The 17,279-nt window shown below is 66.8% G+C and carries 18 protein-coding genes and 2 pseudogenes; 8 read left to right on the top strand and 12 right to left on the bottom strand.

Translation table 11 applies throughout. The annotated features are described in order from the left end of the window. The 4 genes from IE317_RS06020 (at position 1) to IE317_RS06005 (ending at position 4,164) form a co-directional block, all read left to right on the top strand. A complete protein-coding gene (locus IE317_RS06020; protein ID WP_229902512.1) occupies positions 1-846 on the top strand; it encodes an ABC transporter permease in 846 nt (281 codons plus the stop codon). A gap of 102 nt (positions 847-948) precedes the next feature. Then, the gene (locus tag IE317_RS06015) at positions 949-1,716 is read left to right on the top strand and encodes a VOC family protein (RefSeq protein ID WP_191307027.1); all 768 of its coding nucleotides are present in this window, start codon (positions 949-951) and stop codon (positions 1,714-1,716) included. Between the two features lie 50 nt (positions 1,717-1,766). Further along, the gene (locus tag IE317_RS06010) at positions 1,767-2,135 is read left to right on the top strand and encodes a DoxX family protein (RefSeq protein ID WP_191307025.1); all 369 of its coding nucleotides are present in this window, start codon (positions 1,767-1,769) and stop codon (positions 2,133-2,135) included. A gap of 655 nt (positions 2,136-2,790) precedes the next feature. Continuing rightward, the gene (locus IE317_RS06005) at positions 2,791-4,164 is read left to right on the top strand and encodes an extracellular solute-binding protein (RefSeq protein ID WP_191307024.1); all 1,374 of its coding nucleotides are present in this window, start codon (positions 2,791-2,793) and stop codon (positions 4,162-4,164) included. 668 nt (positions 4,165-4,832) lie between these two features. Here the strand turns inward: IE317_RS06005 and IE317_RS06000 are convergent. The 5 genes and pseudogenes from IE317_RS06000 to IE317_RS05980 all read right to left on the bottom strand — a co-directional run bounded on the left by IE317_RS06000 (position 4,833) and on the right by IE317_RS05980 (position 9,557). Next, a complete protein-coding gene (locus tag IE317_RS06000; protein ID WP_191307023.1) occupies positions 4,833-5,123 on the bottom strand; it encodes a hypothetical protein in 291 nt (96 codons plus the stop codon). Beyond that, positions 5,110-5,439 (bottom strand): annotated as a pseudogene (locus IE317_RS05995) (alpha/beta fold hydrolase); the annotation flags it as partial. The pseudogene IE317_RS05995 and the gene IE317_RS06000, both read right to left, overlap by 14 nt. A 426-nt stretch (positions 5,440-5,865) precedes the next feature. Then, positions 5,866-7,470, bottom strand: a complete 1,605-nt coding sequence (locus tag IE317_RS05990; protein ID WP_191307022.1) for a GMC family oxidoreductase — start codon at positions 7,468-7,470, stop codon at positions 5,866-5,868. Positions 7,471-7,486: 16 nt separating this feature from the next. After that, the gene (locus tag IE317_RS05985) at positions 7,487-8,668 is read right to left on the bottom strand and encodes an acyl-CoA dehydrogenase family protein (RefSeq protein ID WP_191307021.1); all 1,182 of its coding nucleotides are present in this window, start codon (positions 8,666-8,668) and stop codon (positions 7,487-7,489) included. 106 nt (positions 8,669-8,774) lie between these two features. Continuing rightward, positions 8,775-9,557: a tryptophan 2,3-dioxygenase gene (locus tag IE317_RS05980; protein WP_229902501.1), complete on the bottom strand. Its 783-nt coding sequence runs from the start codon at positions 9,555-9,557 to the stop codon at positions 8,775-8,777. Positions 9,558-9,714: 157 nt separating this feature from the next. Here IE317_RS05980 and IE317_RS45385 point away from each other — a divergent pair, with 157 nt between their 5' ends. The 4 genes from IE317_RS45385 to IE317_RS05960 all read left to right on the top strand — a co-directional run bounded on the left by IE317_RS45385 (position 9,715) and on the right by IE317_RS05960 (position 12,209). After that, complete coding sequence (locus IE317_RS45385) at positions 9,715-9,870, top strand: SDR family NAD(P)-dependent oxidoreductase (RefSeq protein ID WP_373308970.1); 156 nt, start codon at positions 9,715-9,717, stop codon at positions 9,868-9,870. Beyond that, positions 9,867-10,412, top strand: a complete 546-nt coding sequence (locus IE317_RS05970) for an alpha/beta hydrolase (RefSeq protein ID WP_229902500.1) — start codon at positions 9,867-9,869, stop codon at positions 10,410-10,412. Before IE317_RS45385 ends, IE317_RS05970 begins: the two co-directional genes overlap by 4 nt. A 91-nt stretch (positions 10,413-10,503) precedes the next feature. After that, positions 10,504-10,827 carry a hypothetical protein gene (locus IE317_RS05965; protein WP_191307019.1) on the top strand — a complete coding sequence of 108 codons (324 nt, stop codon included), beginning with the start codon at positions 10,504-10,506 and terminating at the stop codon, positions 10,825-10,827. Further along, positions 10,827-12,209 (top strand): NDP-hexose 2,3-dehydratase family protein, encoded by a 1,383-nt coding sequence (locus IE317_RS05960; protein ID WP_191307018.1) that lies wholly within the window; start codon positions 10,827-10,829, stop codon positions 12,207-12,209. The genes IE317_RS05965 and IE317_RS05960 overlap by 1 nt, the downstream gene beginning before the upstream one ends. A gap of 260 nt (positions 12,210-12,469) precedes the next feature. Here IE317_RS05960 and IE317_RS44335 read toward each other — a convergent pair. The 7 genes and pseudogenes from IE317_RS44335 to IE317_RS05935 all read right to left on the bottom strand — a co-directional run. After that, positions 12,470-12,840: pseudogene (locus IE317_RS44335) on the bottom strand (ATP-binding cassette domain-containing protein); the annotation flags it as partial. A 33-nt stretch (positions 12,841-12,873) separates the two neighbouring features. Next, entirely contained in the window at positions 12,874-13,464 is a 591-nt protein-coding gene (locus tag IE317_RS05955) for a hypothetical protein (protein WP_191307017.1), read from the bottom strand. Between the two features lie 225 nt (positions 13,465-13,689). Next, positions 13,690-14,043, bottom strand: coding sequence for a hypothetical protein (locus tag IE317_RS05950; protein WP_191307016.1), 354 nt, complete (start codon positions 14,041-14,043; stop codon positions 13,690-13,692). Between the two features lie 13 nt (positions 14,044-14,056). Continuing rightward, a complete protein-coding gene (locus IE317_RS45380; RefSeq protein WP_373308969.1) occupies positions 14,057-14,269 on the bottom strand; it encodes a putative immunity protein in 213 nt (70 codons plus the stop codon). A gap of 90 nt (positions 14,270-14,359) precedes the next feature. Then, entirely contained in the window at positions 14,360-14,581 is a 222-nt protein-coding gene (locus IE317_RS05945; protein WP_191307015.1) for an MbtH family protein, read from the bottom strand. Between the two features lie 289 nt (positions 14,582-14,870). Then, positions 14,871-16,100: a pyridoxal phosphate-dependent aminotransferase gene (locus tag IE317_RS05940; RefSeq protein ID WP_191307014.1), complete on the bottom strand. Its 1,230-nt coding sequence runs from the start codon at positions 16,098-16,100 to the stop codon at positions 14,871-14,873. Positions 16,101-16,409: 309 nt separating this feature from the next. Then, positions 16,410-17,186, bottom strand: coding sequence for a thioesterase II family protein (locus IE317_RS05935; RefSeq protein WP_191307013.1), 777 nt, complete (start codon positions 17,184-17,186; stop codon positions 16,410-16,412). Positions 17,187-17,279 lie beyond the last annotated feature (93 nt).

Below are 17,279 nucleotides of genomic sequence, written 5' to 3'. Positions count from 1 at the left end.
ATGACCACCACGTCCGCCGAGCAGGCGTCGGCGCCAGTCACCGAGGACGCGCTGCGCCGTGTGCTACTGGTCGGTGAGCGCCCGTCCCGACCCGGCCCGGTGCGCACCTCATTGACTTTCGGCTGGCGCGCTCTGCTGAAGATCAAGCACCTCCCGGAGCAGCTCGTCGACGTGACCATGTTCCCGATCATGTTCACGCTGATGTTCACCTACCTGTTCGGCGGCGCGCTCGCCGGGTCGACACAGGACTACCTGCAGTTCCTGGTGCCGGGCATCCTGGTGCAGGCGAACGTCATGATCACCATGAACACTGGCATCACGCTGAACACCGACATCCAGAAGGGGGTGTTCGACAGGTTCAGGTCACTTCCGGTGTGGCGGCCATCCCCGCTGGTCGGCGCCCTGCTCGGCGATCTGGTGCGCTACTCGATCGGGTCTGCGGTCGTCATCGGGCTCGGACTGGTCCTGGGGTTCCGGCCGGAGGGTGGCGCCGCCGGCGTGGTGCTCTCGGTCGCGCTGCTGCTGGTGTTCTCGTTCTGCCTGTCGTGGCTGTGGACGATGCTCGGCCTGATCCTGAGCACGCCGAACTCGGTGGCGGGGGTCAGCATGATGGTGATGTTCCCGCTGACGTTCGTGAGCAACATCTTCGTGGACCCGAAGACGATGCCCGGGTGGATGCAGGCGGTCATCGACGTCAACCCGATCACCCACCTGGTGAACGTGGTACGCGGCCTGATGCACGGCTCGGTCCCGGCGGGGGAAATCGGCTGGGTGCTCGTCTCGTCCGTACTTCTCGTCGCGGTCTTCGGCCCGCTCACCATGGCCCGCTACCGCAACAAGAAGTAGCTGCCGCTACCGCGAGCACTCGGTCGAAATCAACTCCGGCAACCCGGCCCACTCGGCCAACGCCATCACCGGTACCAGGCCCGGACACGACAAGGAGAGACGATGAGCGAGCTGACCACCACGCAGCCCGCTGGCACACCGACCTGGATCGATCTGGGCATCCCGGATCTCGACCGCGCGATGACCTTCTACGGCGCGTTGTTCGGTTGGGAGTTCGATGTGGGACCGGCGGAGTTCGGCCACTACACCCAGTGCTTGCTACGGGGCAGACCCGTCGCGGCCATCAGGCCGAACCCCGATCCCGACGCCACGGACTTCTGGTGGAACGTCTACTTCGCGACGGATGACTGTGACGCCGCGGCCGCCCGGGCGCGGGACGCGGGCGGCGCGATCGTCACCGGCCCGATGGACGTGCTGGACCAGGGCCGGGCGGCGATCATCAAGGACACCACCGGTGCGCAGTGTGGACTGTGGCAGGCCGGTGCCCACATCGGCTGCGAGATCGTCAACGAGCCGAACGCCCTGCTCCGCACCGACCTGGTCACCGCGGAATCCGGGCCCGCGCGCGACTTCTACGTCGCGGTCTTCGGCCACACGTTGGATGCCAACCCGGACCGGCCTGAGCTCGACTTCACGTTCCTGCGCAGACCGGATGGCCACGAGATCGGCGGCATCGCCGGTGACCCAACGGCCACGAAGTCCCGTTGGGGAACCTTGTTCCAGGTGGACGACGCCGATGCGGCGGCGCGGCGAGCGGTCGACGCGGGTGGGACCTCGACCGAGCCCTACGACATGATCTACGGGCGGGTCGCGAACATCACGGACCCGTTCGGCACGGAGTTCGATGTCGGTGCGGCGATGACGAGCTGAACCGGCGGTCAGCTACTTTCTTGAAGCATCAAATTTCGAGAGGAATCGCAATGAACATTGCACTGTGGATCGTGGCCGGACTGCTCGCGCTGGCCTTCCTGGGTGCGGGAGTCAGCAAGCTCGTCACACCGAAGAAGAAGCTGTACGAGAAGGGCATGACATACGTCGAGGACTTCTCCGAAGCCCAGATCAAGACCATCGGCACGCTCGAAATCCTCGGCGCGATCGGCCTCATTGCGCCCGCGTTCATCTCGGGGGCTACCTGGCTCGTCCCAACCGCCGCGACAGGCCTGCTCCTGACGATGATCGGCGCGATCGTCGTGCACATCCGGCGCAAGGAACAGTTCGTTTCGCCTCTCGTGCTCGGGTTGCTCGCGGCGTTCGTTGCTGTCGGCCGGTTCTGGATAGAGACCCTCTAGGAGGTCGTCACGCGGCAGCTCCGATCCGGAGCTGCCGCGCCACTCAGGAATCACCCCATCGCGTCCACAATCGCCTTGGGAAGATCTCCCGCTGCGTCTGCTCGTCGAACAGGCTCGTCGCGGCCAGCGCGTGTGTGGCACCGAGACAGGACATTCAGCCGGTCGACGGACAACCGCGGGCCAACGTCATCGCCAACCGCAGGACGGTTCGATTCCCATCTCGTAGCCGCCGTAGCGACGTGGGGTCAGAATTCTGCAGAAACCTGCTTCGGAGAACTCGTCGTGAGTCCGCTGCGAGTAGTATGTCCGCCGCTCGGAGTCCGCCTGACGGGCCACCAGGGTGGGCACCATCGACTCGGCTCTCGCTAGGATCTCCTCCGGGGTGGGGTTCGCATCGGTAGATGCGAGAAGATCATCTTCGGGGTGGCGCCGTCACCACGCGACAGATACCGCCCCTAACGGAATGTGCGCTCACAGCGTCGCGAAGACGCGGCCGGGGGCGTCTTCCGTATTGCCGTATGCCTCGACCCAAGGCAAGTCACGTCGCACTTGAGAAGACGCCGGATCCGTCCCGCCGTCGAAATAATAGCGGCGCGTCCTCGCGCATGCAGCGTCTGGACACTGGCAGTTCACGTAGGCGAGAACGGAGAAGGATATGACCGGGGCAGGCGTGACCGTCATTACCGCGTGGATCATCGAACATCAATTCACTCCGCCCGGTGGTGAAGCTCGCCCGTCCGGAACCTACGACGGTGAAGAATACCTCCAACCGATTCTGGAAATGGCCCGCGAGTTCGAGCGGGCCCACCCGGAGTACGCGGTGCGCGTCGAGGGTCACGATCCCTGGACGATGGCGGAAGAAGTCGCGCGCGCCGCCGAGCGCGGGGAGGCACCGGACATCGCCGAGTACTACGCCACCGCGACCCAACTCGCCTACGATACCTACACGCCAGAAGGTAAGCCGGTGTTCACGTCCATCGAGAGGGCTCTCGGCGGCCGCAAGGAAGTGCTGGGGGAGCGGGTGCTGATCGACGACATCGAACCGCTCGCACGGAACTTCTACACGTATCAGGGCGACCAGTTCTCCGTGCCCATGACGGCCACCACTCCCCTGCTGTACTCGAACATGACGATCCTACGCAAGGCCGGGATCGACACTCCCCCCAGGACCTGGGATGAGCTCGTTACGGCGTGCGAGGCGGTCGCGCGGCTCGACGAAGCTCCGGCCTACGGGGCGGCCTGGCCCAACAACGGCTGGATCTTCCAGCAGGCACTGGCGCAGCAGGGCGGTCTCATCGCAAACAACGGCAACGGCAGGGAAGCCAGAGCTACCGTGGTCGACCTGGCCTCCAAGGAAATGATCTCGTGGGTCGAGTGGATGCGGGACTTGCATGCGGCCGGTCACTACGTCTACTCAGAGGGGGCCTTTTGGAGCGCGTTCGAGACATTCGCCCGGCAGGATGCGGTGTTCGCGCTGAGCTCGTCGAAGCAGTCCGAGGAGTTCGTCCGTTCCGGCGAGGAGAACGGCTTCGAGGTGACCGCGAGCCCGATGCCGTTCAACTCGTCGGTGCCCTACGTGGGGAGCCTGGTGTCGGGGTACTCCCTGTTCCTGCGGGACGGTCTCGACGAAGCCAAGCGGGACGGCGCGCTCGCGTTCATCCAGCACCTGATCAAGCCGTCGAGCATCATTCGATGGCACCGGGCGCACGGATTCCTCCCCATCACCAACGAGGCTTACGACACGCTGGAGGGCGAGGGCTGGTTCGCAGCCAATCCACATCATCGAGCGGCCAGTGACCAGCTCCGCACGTCGGCGCAGTGCGCCGCGACGTCCGGTGCGTTGTTGGGTGACTTCGCGGGCATCCAGCACGCCATGACCAGGGCGATGAAGGACGTTTTGTTGTCAGGCGCGGACCCCGGTCCGAGGTTCGAGCAGGCGACCGAGGAGGCACAGCGTCTCCTGGATGAGCACAACGCCGCCTGCCTGCGGCCGGTCCCCTCGACCCCAGCGCGGCTCGACGTGTACTGACGTGGAGGACCTGTCATGACGACGATCGAGGATGTCAGTGGATCGCCACACTTCGGGCCCCGCCATCACATCGTGCACGGCTGGCACGTCCGCTGATCGTCCGCGACCCGACCAGCGCATGCGCCGTCTCAGGTGGTGCCTGAAGGCGCGAGACCTGCGCATGTCTCCTCGGACGACCGAGCCGACGGATGGTCGGTGCGATCATGCCGTCCCGCGATTGGACGCGGACCTGGCGGACAAGCTGGCCCGTATCGGTACCTGTGAGCTTATCGGGGCCATCTCCTACACGTTCGACGGCAGCGGCGAGGAACGCTATGGCGTAAGGAGTACGAAGTGGAACACGTTCAACTCGGCGGACCGCACTGCGGGTGAATTGCCTCTGCGTCTGCTGTCATTCACGCGGTCGTAGACCCGCCAACCTTGGTGATTCGCAGGCAGGCGATGGAACCCTGGTGACGCAGGGAATGATCCGCTATGCCGGGTCATCCAAGTTCGCGGGATGGCACATCCCGGCTGCGCAGGATAGCGCGGCTCGACGCCACTTCCTCGGCATCGTCGCCGAAACAGTGATGTGGATCGGGAGGTCATTTCCGCCGCGCACAGGCTTATGGCGTGGGAGCCGTGGCGCGGTCGCCGCTGATGGCGGCACCCCGACGTACCGCCGGGGGTCAGACGCCGAAGAACCGCTCGAGTATCGGCCCAACCGCCTTGGGGTCGGCGACGTGGCCCTCCTGCTGGATGACATCGCGCTCGGCCCGCGGCACGGCCGCAACGAGCGCGTCGGCGGCGTCGTCGAAGAACCCGGACGCCGGCCCGGCCATCGCGCCGTCGATCGTCTTCGCGGTCAGGACCAGCACCGGCTGTTTGATCGTGGCGAGCCGGTCCTTCGGCGGCCCACCGTCGTGCAGGCAGGCGGCGTCGTAGGCCAGGATCGGGCGTTGGCGATCAGTCCCCGCCACGCGGCGAGCTGGGCGCCTGAGCGATCATCTCCTCCGGCGTGCCCGCCAGCCGCATGAACAGCTCGAACGCCGCTTCCCGGCGATCCTCGGCAAGCAGCGCGCCCAGTTCCTTGCAGTAGGTTGCTGTGCGCTCCTGCGCGCCGGGATAAACGTCGTAGAGAACCTCGAACGCGCCGACCTTGGTGACGGGCAGTCCCGCGGCCGCGGCCTCCAGGGCGAGCGCGCCGCAGGAGGAGACCCCGTACAGGCACGCCGACCCGCCCGCGTCCTCGATCAGCGCGGCAATGTCCTCGAACTCGCGCTCGATCGCGTACGGCGCGGTGTCGCCGCTCTCGCCTCGACCGCGGCGGTCGTAGCTGTAAACGGTGAAGTGGTGGACAGCTCCGCAGCAAGCGGCGCGTTCTCACTGCGGTCCACCGCTCCACCACCGCTGCCGCCGTGCTCGGCACGAACTCGGCATACAGGCCCGCCCGGCCGAGCGCCTCGGTGTACTCCGGGTACTCCGTGGACACCCGGTGCGGCGACAGCACCACGACGACCACGCCACCTACCGAACCCCTCGACGTGCTCGAACTCGCCGGCCAGCCGTCGCAGCAGCGTGCCGGTGCCGCACCCACCTGGAGCAGGCTCCGTGCCGCGGGGATCCTGGCGTGGACCGCGCCGGCCACGGCTTTCGCGGTGACCACCTCGTTCCCGGCTGCCCGTTCGGCCAAGCCCGGAGTAGCTTGGCCGAACGGTCAGGTCAGCGACCCCGGTCGGCGGCGGCCAGCACCCTCGCCTCCGGCAACTCCGCCGCTTCCGGGGCGGGGATGCCGCGGATCAGGTCGGCCGCCTTCTCCGCGACGACGATCGCCGTTGCGTTGGGAATCCCGCGGCCGACCTCCGGCATGACGGACACATCGACCACCCGCAGCCCATCGACGCCCCGCACGCGCAGGTCGGCGTCGACCACCGAGCCCATCGCACAGGTACTCGTCGGGTGGAAGATCGACTGCGTGTACTTCCTGGCGTAGGACTTCAGGTCCGCGTCCGATTCCGATTCCGGGTAACGGAACGCGCCCTCGTTGTAGAGCCGCATAGCCGGCCGCCTACCGATGTCCATCGCCATGCGCAGCCCGATCAGGGTGCGCTCCAGGTCCGAAGGATCGGCGTAGTAGTCGTGCACGATCCTGGGCTTGGCCGTGGGATCGGCGGACGCCAGGTGCACCCGGCCGCGGCTGCGCGGGGTGGCGACCGCGGGACCGAACGAGATCGCGTGCGCGGTCGGCGGCCCGAGGCCGCTGTCGGCCAGCATGCCCGGCGCCGCGAAGAACTGCAGATCGGGCGCGGGCAGGTCGCTGTCGGTGCGCACGAAGCCGCCCGCCTCGGGCCCGTTGGACGCGAGCGGCCCGCGGCCCTCGCGCTGGTACAGCTCGACATTGGCGGGCTCGCCGGCGGCCAGCAGGCTGATCGGCTGGGAATGCGTGAGGATGAGCGGCACCAGCGCGTGGTCCTGCAGGTTCGCGCCGACCTCCTCGTTGTCGGCGACCACCGGAATGCCGAGTTTCCGCAGCGTGTCGGCGGGGCCGACACCGGAAAGCATGAGCAGCTGCGGGGAGTTGTACACGCCGCCGGAGAGCAGCACCTCGCGTTCGGCCCGCAGGACGATCTCGTCCTCCAGCCGGTACCCGACGACGCCGGTCGCCCGGCCGTCCTCGATGAGCACCCGGTGCACCTGGAGGTTGGTCTCGACGGTGAGGTTGGGCCGGTCGATCACCGGGTGCAGGAACGCCGCCGCCGTGCTGCAGCGACGTCCGTTGCGCTGGGTGACCTGGTAGAAGCCGAAACCGTCCTGCTCCGGACCGTTGAAGTCGTCGTTGGCCGCGAACCCGGCCTCCGTCGCCGCCGCGATGAACGCCGCCGTGCTGGGGTTCTTGGACCGGTTCTCCGACACCGACAGCGGCCCGCCCGCGCCGTGGTAGGCCGACGCGCCACGCTCGTTGTCCTCGGACCGCTTGAAGTACGGCAGCAGGTCCGCGTAGGCCCAGCCCGGCTGGTTCCACGAGTCGTAGTCGTACGGGTTGCCCCGCGCGTAGGCCATCGCGTTCATCGAGCTGGTCCCGCCGAGCACCCGGCCACGGGGCAGGAACACCCGCCTGCGGTTCAGCTGGGCCTCGTCGTGCGTGTCGTAGTCCCAGTCGACCTGGGTCCGGAACAGCTTGGCGAACGCGGCGGGCACCTGGATGTTCGGATGGCTGTCCGTCGGGCCCGCCTCGACCAGGCAGACCCGGATGTCCGGGTCCTCCGTCAGCCGCGCCGCCAGGACGCAGCCTGCCGATCCCGCACCGACGATGATGTAGTCGTACATATCGCTCCTTGGCTGATCAGAAGAACTGCGTGTTCGGGGCGAGGCCGCACAGCACCCGGCCGTAGATCTCGTAGAGGATGTGCGGCGTGTTCAGGGCGTGCTGGGTGAGGGCGTGCAGATCGCGCCAGGTGCGCTGGATGGGCACGCTGGAGAAGATCGCCGAGCCGCCGCTGCCGACGTAGAGCGCGTCGACCGCCTCCAGCGCGCGCTTGCAGGTGGCGCCCATGGCGATCCGGGCCAGGGCCCGGTCCTCGGTGGACCACTCGCTGTGGTCGGCGACCTTCGCGTCGACGAGGTCGGCGACCCGGTAGGCGTGGAAGGCGGCCTCGTCGATCGCGACCCTGGCCTCCGCCACCTGCAGGTGCGTCATCGTGGCTTCGCGCTGGTCGGTGTAGTCGGTGTAGGTGATCTTGCGGCCGGGCATCCGGTCGGTGAAGCAGTCCCACGCCGCACGGGCCATGCCGACCACGTTGCCGACCGAACACGCGGAGGCCAGCGCGGCGAGCGGGGCGCGGTACATGTCGATGTCCGCGTTGAGGACCGAGGCGGACTGGTTGGTCAGCAGCGCCATCAGCGGCAGCGTGCGCTCCGCGGGGACAAACACGTCTTCGGCGACCGTGGTGACACTGCCGGAGCCGCGCAGGCCGGTGGTGTTCCAGTCGTCCACGATTCCCAGGTCCGCCATCGGGATCAGGGCGACGATCGGCTCCATCTCGCCGCTCGCGTTCGGGGTCACCGCGATCGCGACCTGCCAGTGGCTGTGCAGCGCGCCGCTGATGAACCCCCACTGTCCATTGACGACATAGCCGCCCGGCGCCTTCGCGGCCATGGCGGTGGGGCTGAGCGTCCCGCAGACCCGGACGTTCTCGGTGGTGTAGACCTCGTCCTGGACGGCGTCGGGGAACATGCCCACCATCCACCCGGGGATCCACCACACCGAAGCGATCCAGCCGACGGCGCCGTCACCGCGGCCCAGCTCGGCCGCGACGTCGACCACGGTGCGGGTGTCGCACTCGTAACCGCCGTAGCGGGCCGGGATTCGCATCTTGAAGACGCCCGCCGCGGCGAGGGCCTCGATCGTCTCCTCGTGCAGGCGCCGGTTCTCGTCGGTCCACTGGGCGTGATCGCGGAGCAGTGGAACGAGTTTCGTCGCCCGATCGACGAGTTCGTCGTGGGTGGGGGGCTGGAGCGTCACCATGGCCTCCTCGGTGGCCTCGGCCTGGACAGGATCGAAGGGCGCCTTGCGTCAAGACATCGTTTCCCGGGGCGTTCCGGGATGGCGTCTCCCGCATTGCGAACGGCCGTCACAGCTCGCTGCGCATCGCCCACAGGTCGGGGAACAGCTGGTGGAACAAGGTCGAACGCAAGTACGGGATTCCCGACGATCCGCCGGTGCCGGCCTTGTCGCCGATGATCGCCGCGACGAACTGCACGTGCTGGTAGCGCCACTGCTGGAAGCACTGGTCGACCTCGATGAGCGCGTCGCAGATCTGCGCTATCACGCCGTCTTCGAGGTAGGCCTTCCGGAGGGCCTGCTGCACGTCCTCGGACGGAGCAGCTGGCTTGGACACGTCGCGGTCCAGCAGGGAGTCCGGCATGGGATACCCGCGGTCGGCGAGGAAATGGGCGAGCGAGTCGAAGACGGTCGGCCGACGTAGAAGCTGCTCGAGCTCGGCGCGCTCACCAGCACCGACCCGGTAGTACTCGAACATCTGCGGATCTCGCCTGCCGAGCACGGCTTCGATACGCCTGAACTGTGTGGACTGCGCCCCGCTCCCGCCGCCGAGTGCGTGCCGGAAGCCGTTGAACTGGCGCGGCGTCAACGTCGCCATCACGTCGGCGTTGGCGACCACGGTACGAACCAGCGCCGCGGTGCGCTGCAGCGTGCGCAGGGCGGCGCCGTCGGCGCCGTCGGCCAGGTGGTCCTGGAACCTGGCGAGTTCGTGGAGGATCAGTTTGAACCAAAGTTCGTGGACCTGGTGCGTCACGAGAAAGAGCAGCTCGTCGGGCTCGCCCGTCCGCGTACGCTGGATCGACAGTAGTTCGTCGAGTGCCAGGTAGGCGTGATACTCCGTTGTCTCTTCCACGATTCAAGGTTAGACACGCCGGGACGATCCGCGACAGCACGGCGAACAACGAGAGCAATAGTGAAGCAATCCGGTCCACCGAGGCGTGGAACTCAGGCAAACCGCAAGAAGATCCGCCACGGGCCGTGTGGGACGTTGTACTCGTCGATCGTCGTGGATGGGAGCGCCGATGGCACCACGGAACATCCTCGTCACCGGCGGCTCAAGTGGAATAGGCCGAGCGACCGTCAAGCGGTTCGCACGGGCAGGCGACCAGGTTGTGATGACATACCATCGGGCCGGGACCGCGCGAACGAGGTCGTCGCCGAATTGAGCGACGACCACGCCGCGACGACGCCGGTGGCACTCGAGATCGTCGCGATGGTGCGCAGTGGTCTGTGGATCTATCGCCACGCCGCGGCGCTCGGCATCGACCGGGAACGCATCTTTCTCAGCGGGAGCTCCGCTGGTGCGCAGCTCGTGGCGATGTGCCTGACCCGCGACTGGCTCCCCGAACCGTTGAAGGAAGCCGAGTTGGTCAGGGGTGCGACACTGCTCGGCGGCTTGTACGACCTCGAACCGCTTCGTTCGGCCTACATCGGCGACGCGATCGGTCTGACGGCCGCCGAGTCTGCGCGCACCAGTCTGATCAGGAATGTCCACAATGATCTTCCGCCCTCGGTCATCGCGCACGGCGGCGACGAGACACGCGCATTCGCCGAAGAGCAGGAACGTTACGTGCGCTCGTTCCAGAAGGCCGGGGTCGCGGTCACCGAAGTGGCGGTTCCCGGCCACGACCACTTCGATCTGCCGTTCGGATTGGGCGACCCGCGACATCCGCTCGGCGCGGCCGCCGAGCGGATGATGCGACGATGACCGTGTGCGGCTCGGGTCACGCGACGCATTCGGGAAGACGACTTTGCCAAACGCCCGAGCGCACACTCTAAGCACCGGATCGACAGGCTCCGTGCTCAGGGAGGCGCACAGCGTGATCAATATCCTCCAGCCGACGTTGGGTGCGGACGAACTTGCCGCAGTCGGCGACGTTTTCGCCTCTTCGTGGGTCGACCGGGAGCGGATGACCTCGGTCGGCTCCTGTTCGGAAGGAGTCTTCGTGTCGATGCAACTCGCCGGCGCCGGTCCGCAGACCGATGTGGTGCCGCCGACCGAGCAGGAGGACCTTGACGCCTTCGCCTGCGCCGGCTCCCCCGCGTGGCACATCGCCGGCCCGCTGAGCAAGCGCGCGCTGTACGTCGGCGTGCGGGAGCGCACCGACGGTCGGGAGCGGTGATGGCGAGCCCGCTGGAGCAGGAGGGATCGGAGGCCGACATCGCCGCGGACCTCGCCGTGTCGGCGGCCACGACGCGTGGATTCCACCTGTCCACTGTCGAGTTCGACGACTGGCTGGCAGAACGCTGTGTGGCCCACGATTTCGAGGTCTCGCGTGTCCCGTTCGACGAACTCGATCACTGGACGTTCGCCGACGACAGTGGCAATCTGACCCACCGCAGCGGCCGGTTCTTCACGGTCGAAGGGTTGCGGGTGCGGGCGACGGACGGAGCGGTGCCGGAGTGGCATCAGCCGATCATCAACCAGCCGGAGATCGGCATCCTTGGCATCGTCGCCAAGAGGTTCGGCGGCGTCCTGCACTTCCTCATGCAGGCGAAAATGGAACCGGGGAACGTCAACCTCGTGCAACTGTCGCCGACGGTGCAGGCCACGAAGAGCAATTACCGCAGGGCGCACGGCGGCAACGAGGTGGCCTATCTGCACCACTTCATCGGCCCGCGACGCGGCAAGGTGATCGTCGACGTGCTTCAGTCCGAGCACGGTTCGTGGTTCTACCGCAAGCGCAATCGCAACATGGTTGTCGAGGTAGCTGAGCACGTCGAGGTCGGACGCGACTTCTGCTGGCTGACTCTCGGCCAGATCAACGAACTTCTGGCTCGCGACTACGTCGTCAACATGGACTCGCGGACAGTGCTGTCCTGCCTGCCGGCGAGTTCGGTGCCCGCGTGGTCGCGTGACGCCACCCTGCCCGGCGCGCACCGAAGCACGCACGCGTTGCTGAGGTGGCTCACCGAACGGCAGGTCGACAGCGAACTCGACGCACAACGGGTGCGTCTGACCGACCTCCCCGAGTGGAACCGTACCGACTGGGAAATCACGCGAGGTGACGGCAGGTTCTTCAGTGTCGTGGGGGTGTCGGTTCGCGCGGGTAGCCGCGAGGTGTCGAGCTGGCACCAACCGCTGATCGAGCAGCACGGTTACGGGATCGTGGCTTTCGTCGTCACGGAGTTCCGCAGCGTCCTGCACGTTCTGGTCCGCGCGACGATGGAGGCAGGCTTCCTCGGCGCCATCGAGCTCGGCCCAACCGTGCAATGCGTTCCCGCCAACTACGCTCCGGGCAACGCACCGTTTCTGTTGGACTACGTCATGGCAGCCGGGCCTGAGCGGATTCGCTACGCCGCTTCCCATTCGGAAGAAGGTGGCCGGTTCCGGAACGCGGCGAGCCAGTACATGATAATCGAGGCGGACGAGACGCTCCCCAAGCTACTGCCTGCCGACTACACTTGGGTCGCCGCGGGCCAGCTCGCCGAACTGCTGAGGCACAGCCATTACGTCAACGTTCAGGCCCGTAGCCTGGTGGCCTTCTTGAAGACGCTACCGTAAAGTGGTCGTCCGCCGGATCATGGCCGGCCTGTGGGACAAGACCACTTGTCGGCATCATCCATACGATGACGCCGGCGCTCGGTGCCCAGCTGAGAACTCGCCCGCGGGCCGATCGCGCAGGTGGCGCGGGAGTTGGGGGTCAACGAGGGCACGCTGGGCAACTGGTGTGCCCGGGATCGTCGTGCGCGTGAGGGTGGCGGTGGTAGCGCAACACCATCGATGATCTGCCGCACCGCTTCCCAGAATTAAGAGACACGCCTAACTAGCTCCATCAGCTCATCAGTGCCATACGGGCGGGCCCGACCAGTGGCGGCGAAAGGAACGTAGTTGCGGCCGAGGTGGTTCAGCAGTTCTCGCACCTGCCAGGTCCGTGGTCGCGCCAGGACTGTAGGACGATGCCGATCCTGGCCCGCCACCGCTCGTCCGCGTGTGCAGGGTCGACGCCCAGGACCTCGACCTCGCCAGCCGAACGCAGACGGAAGCCTTCGAGAATCTCGATCGTCGACGTCTTCCCGCCCCGTTCGGACCGAGCAGCGCCAGCACTTCACCCCGCCTGCACCTGAAGGTCGATGCCACCGAGCACGTCCTTCGACCCGTAAAGTTGACGCGACAACCCAGCCTTGGTCCACATGCGAGAGCCGCGAGCGGGTCAGCTGCGGGTTGATCACCCAGGCCGGACGACGACCTCGACCTTCGCCTCCGGACCGGCCTCGTCCATCCGCGTGGCCATCTGCTGCCACGCCGAGTCCAGCCCGGCCGTCAGCTCCGCCAAATGTTCGGTGACCGGCATGTCCAGCGACAGACCGGCCAGCACGTCCTCGCGTACCGCCTCCCACCCGGCGCCGTCGAGCAACCTGGCGCGCGGATCCGACCACCGATTCGACGGCGCCGCGTAGACGTCACGCCGGACCAGGGCTCGGTGCAGCTGCTCAAGCACACACACCACATAGGCGTCTCGATCGACGGCGCCCGCCGGCAGAGCCGGATTCGCGAACACCACCGGCCGCCAGGCTCGCGGCACCAGCTCGGCATCGACCTCGGCTGACGACAGCGGGCGCCTCCCGGTTTTGCGCCGCGCCAGGCTCGGCAGCTTGCGCACCGCGGCCAGCACCCGCTTCCCACCTTGGGCGGCCGCCAACGCCGGGGACTCGCCCAATAGCCTCAGGAACGGGCGGACCGTGTTGTAGCGCCCGGCCAGCGCCTTGCGCAACGCGATATCGGCCGACCCGTCGTCTTCGGGCACCAGCTTGTTCACGTCGCCATCGCCGTAGTGCCTGCTCGCGCGGCGCGACCTCCGCAAGCGTCGACCACACCAGCGGCGGATCCAGCGCCACCCCGGCCGCGGCGGCCTCGTCCAGAAGCCGCACCAGCACCGCCGAGGCCCGGGTCAACGTCCGCGACGCCCGCTCCAAGCCCGGCAGGTTCGCCAGCCGTTCCTTCTCCGAGGACCGCCGCGCCGGGGAGATCAACCGCGTGGCCATCAGCAGCGCGAACGAATCCAGCGCGTCGTCGATCGCGGCCGCCTCCAGGTTCCGCATACCGCGGCCACCAGCGCCATCCGCCGTGGTTCCGGTGCCCGCTCCAGCGCCGCAGCCTTGCTGGCCATCCCGTAGCGCGCCAGCGTGGACAGGCGGTTCACCGGCACCCGCGACACATCCACTCTCCCCAGCCCGAACCCGGAGATCTCGTTGACCCGATCCAGCGCCCGCGCCATCGCCGTCTCGGTCGAGCGCGTCCGCGGCCGGCGCAGCCGCTCCAACTTCGGACGAGTCGGCTCTACTCGAAACGTGCGGTACGACTCCGCCTGCTCATCGGTCAGAAACTCCACCGGCACGACGAAACCGTATCTACACCGCCCTGACCAGTAGGTCCTGGCTTAGCGTTAACCGCAGTTCGGCTGCTGCGCAGGCCCGAGATACACCATTGGATGCTTCAGCCGGCTTCCCCGCTGAGGCAGCCGCATGTGGAGCATGCGTTGGCACGTGAGTCGTCGCGGCAGCATGACCGGCCGCCCGGGCGGCAGTACTCGCCCAGACGTCACTCACGTCGCGAGCAGCCATGCCCGACCCGCCTTGATCGCACTTCTACGGACCTGACCGGTATACGCATCCAATCCTGGACGGTCCGGAGCAGCGCGGCTGCTCGCCGCGTTACGCCTTGTCGGCCGCCATCGCTTCCTGCAGACTTCGCGGCCGCATGTCGGTCCAGTTCTCCTCGACATAGGCGAGGCTCTCGGCTCGCGCCGCCGGACCGAACTTGACCTGCCAGCCGGCCGGAACGTCGACGAACGTCGGCCACAGTGAGTGCTGGCCCTCGTCATTGACCAGTACGAAGAACTCACCGTTGTCGTCATCGAAGGGGTTCACAGTCATGAGTCAGCTCCCGAGTTGAGGTTGGTCAACAGCCCGTTGACAATGCGACTGATCTCAGCCGCATTGTCGGGCCAGTACATTTCTTGGTGCGTGCACCCCAGGTCGATCCTCTGTACCTGGGTCGCCATGGAAGACCGGCGACGTGTACCGCTGCATGAGGACCGATCCGCTTTACCGGATCGGCCACGATCTGCCCGACGACCCTGGCGAAGCATGCCGCGATCGCCTCCACGGTCGACCTGTCGAAGAGGTCGGTCGCGTATTCCACCTGGAACAGCAGCTCATGAAGTCACCGCGCCTTCCGCTCGTCAACGAAGGCAAGAAGTGCATCCACACCCGACTTGAGAACCTCTGGATCCACGCAGAAGGCGATCCGCACAAGGTTGTCCGCATGGGAATCGGTGTCCATCGCCACCAGAGCGCCTCGATCATCAAGCTGCGGACGTAACCCGAACCCCGAGCCGGGAACAACGGCCACACTACGTTCCGCGAGCAACTGCGCGGAGAAGGCCTCTGCTCCCAGACCGGTGCTACTGATATCCACCATCGCGTACCACCCGCCGGGTGGCAGTTCGCGGATCAGGCCAGCGTCTCGAAGTGCGGGCAACACGGTGTCTCTGTTCTGCTGTACCAACTTGCGGTTCGCCGCTGCAACATCGGGCATCTGCAGCGCCGCGATTCCGCCGTACTGCACCGGTGTCGGCGGAGCGATGATGCCAGCCTCTTGCACCACCCTCATCCCGGCGGCTGCCTCGTCCGTCGCCGGCACGACGTAGCCGAGCCGGTAGCCCGTCATCGCCAGGCTCTTGGAGAACGTGAAGACGCTGTGCACAATCCGCTTCTCCACGGGCAGTTGGCGTTCACTTGCCGCCAGGGACAGATGGTCGCCCTCGTACACGAAGTGCTCGTATGCCTCGTCGCTGATCACCTGCCATCCACGATCGCGCGCGAGTGTGAGCAGACCCTCTATCCGGTCCGCGTCCAGTACCGCGCCGGTGGGATTAGCCGGCGAGTTCACCAGAAGGATCCGGCTGTTGGGTCCCGACCTCTCGGCGATCGATTCGAGGTCCGGGAAATACCTGTCGTCGAGTGAGTAGAACACCGGGCGCAGACCCGCGAGCAGGCTCTGCTGCACATGGATCGGCCAGTGCAGATCAGGAAGCAGGATCTCGGTCCCCGGTTCGGCCAGCGACAGCAACAGCGCCTGCAGTCCTTGACAGGAGCCCGGCGTAACGAAGATCCGCGAGATCGGCGCGTCGATGCCGTTCTCCCGTTCCAGCTTCGCAGTCAACGCGCGCCTCAGTTCCGGAAGACCCTCGACATCGGTGTACGACGTCCGGCCAGCCCGCTGAGCTTCCGCGATCGCCTCGGCGACCTCGGGAGGGGAGGTGAAGTACGGCTCTCCGACGTGAAGCCTGGCCACCGGTGACCCGGTGGCCAGCGCGCGGGCGTCGGCGGCACGAAAGATCTGGTGCAGCGACGACGACGGAATCGCTGTGGCAATAGGCGGATGGCTCATCGTTTCGGTCCCCAACTCATGGTCAGTTGCGCGGTCACTGTCAGGTCGAGACACTGCTGCTAGGCGGATAAAGTCGTGCGGCCACGCACCACGGGTAGCTGCACCGATGATCCAGCCGGCGAAGTCCGGGTCGAGTAGGCGGGCCACTCCGTCGTCTTCGCGAACCGGCCCATAGGGGTACCGGTGAGCAGGTCGGCGTTGACCCGCTCGTCGGGCACAAGCTCGCGTGCCGGCGAACGGGTGAGACTGTTAGCCGGCCGAACCGTTCGATGGGGCCGGCAACGATGATGACGGAGCGCTCGGCGATGCTCACGACACCGCCCGTCGCCGCAGACCATCGATCGCTACGTCGGCGAAGACGTCCTCGAGCAGGTCACCGACTGCTGAGAAGACGTGGAAGTGCCCACCCGAGCGACGACGTACGGAGAATGACCCAGTGGTGACTTCGCCCCACTCAACCAGCTCGGACTCGTTCACGAGTGGATCGCCGATGCCGTGGTAACAGATCACCGGACAGTCGAGCGAGGGTGGGTTCACCGGCGGTTCGTAGAGCTCGTTGGCCCTGATATCCGAGCGCAGAATTGGCAGCAGAACCTCACGCAAGTCGGCGTCGGCGGCAATCTCCGGCTCAACTCCACCGTAGCCGCAAACGATCGACCACAGTTCGTCGTCGTCATGGAGATGGGTTTCCCCCCCACCGGCCAGCCGCGGCGGAGGCGACGCCGAGACAACGAGTTGCACCGGGCGTACTCCGCTGCGCTGCAACACGAGCGCGGTCTCGTAGGCCACCAAAGCGCCGAAACTGTGCCCGAACAACAGCAGCGGGGCGTGGGGCTCGAGAGTCACGAGTTCCGCGCTCACGGACGACGCCATCCGCCGGACATCCTCCACGGCGGATTCGGCGAACCTGTCGCCACGACCCGGGTACTGGGCCACCACCAGTTCGGCCTGGGCGGGCAGCTCGCTTGCCAAGCCAGCATAGCTCGCGGCCGCACCACCGGCGTGCGGAAAGCAGACGAGTCGGATCGCCGGCCGCGGGATGACGTTCGACCACCGTAGCCAACCTCGGTCCCCGGTAGGAGTCATGACCTCCACCTAACGTTCAAGCAGACATGCTCAATCAGAGCCTTGCACCTCTGCGGGTGGCCAGGCTTAAATCTTTCGGCTCTCAGTCACCGG

This window comes from Amycolatopsis bullii (assembly GCF_014654205.1).
Taxonomy (GTDB): domain Bacteria; phylum Actinomycetota; class Actinomycetes; order Mycobacteriales; family Pseudonocardiaceae; genus Amycolatopsis; species Amycolatopsis plumensis.
Note: the sequence above shows the minus strand (reverse complement) of the source record. Positions and strands in the feature narration are given on the sequence as shown.

Excerpts from the sequence above, each read along its gene's own strand:
- IE317_RS05990 (WP_191307022.1), bottom strand. The coding sequence starts at position 7,470 with ATGTACGACTACATCATCGTCGGTGCGGGATCGGCAGGCTGCGTCCTG.
- IE317_RS06015 (WP_191307027.1), top strand. The coding sequence starts at position 949 with ATGAGCGAGCTGACCACCACGCAGCCCGCTGGCACACCGACCTGGATC.
- IE317_RS05935 (WP_191307013.1), bottom strand. The coding sequence starts at position 17,186 with ATGACTCCTACCGGGGACCGAGGTTGGCTACGGTGGTCGAACGTCATC.
- IE317_RS06005 (WP_191307024.1), top strand. The coding sequence starts at position 2,791 with ATGACCGGGGCAGGCGTGACCGTCATTACCGCGTGGATCATCGAACAT.
- IE317_RS45385 (WP_373308970.1), top strand. The coding sequence starts at position 9,715 with ATGGGAGCGCCGATGGCACCACGGAACATCCTCGTCACCGGCGGCTCA.
- IE317_RS05940 (WP_191307014.1), bottom strand. The coding sequence starts at position 16,100 with ATGAGCCATCCGCCTATTGCCACAGCGATTCCGTCGTCGTCGCTGCAC.
- IE317_RS06020 (WP_229902512.1), top strand. The coding sequence starts at position 1 with ATGACCACCACGTCCGCCGAGCAGGCGTCGGCGCCAGTCACCGAGGAC.
- IE317_RS05985 (WP_191307021.1), bottom strand. The coding sequence starts at position 8,668 with ATGGTGACGCTCCAGCCCCCCACCCACGACGAACTCGTCGATCGGGCG.
- IE317_RS05945 (WP_191307015.1), bottom strand. The coding sequence starts at position 14,581 with ATGACTGTGAACCCCTTCGATGACGACAACGGTGAGTTCTTCGTACTG.
- IE317_RS45380 (WP_373308969.1), bottom strand. The coding sequence starts at position 14,269 with ATGGCTGCTCGCGACGTGAGTGACGTCTGGGCGAGTACTGCCGCCCGG.
- IE317_RS06010 (WP_191307025.1), top strand. The coding sequence starts at position 1,767 with ATGAACATTGCACTGTGGATCGTGGCCGGACTGCTCGCGCTGGCCTTC.
- IE317_RS05960 (WP_191307018.1), top strand. The coding sequence starts at position 10,827 with ATGGCGAGCCCGCTGGAGCAGGAGGGATCGGAGGCCGACATCGCCGCG.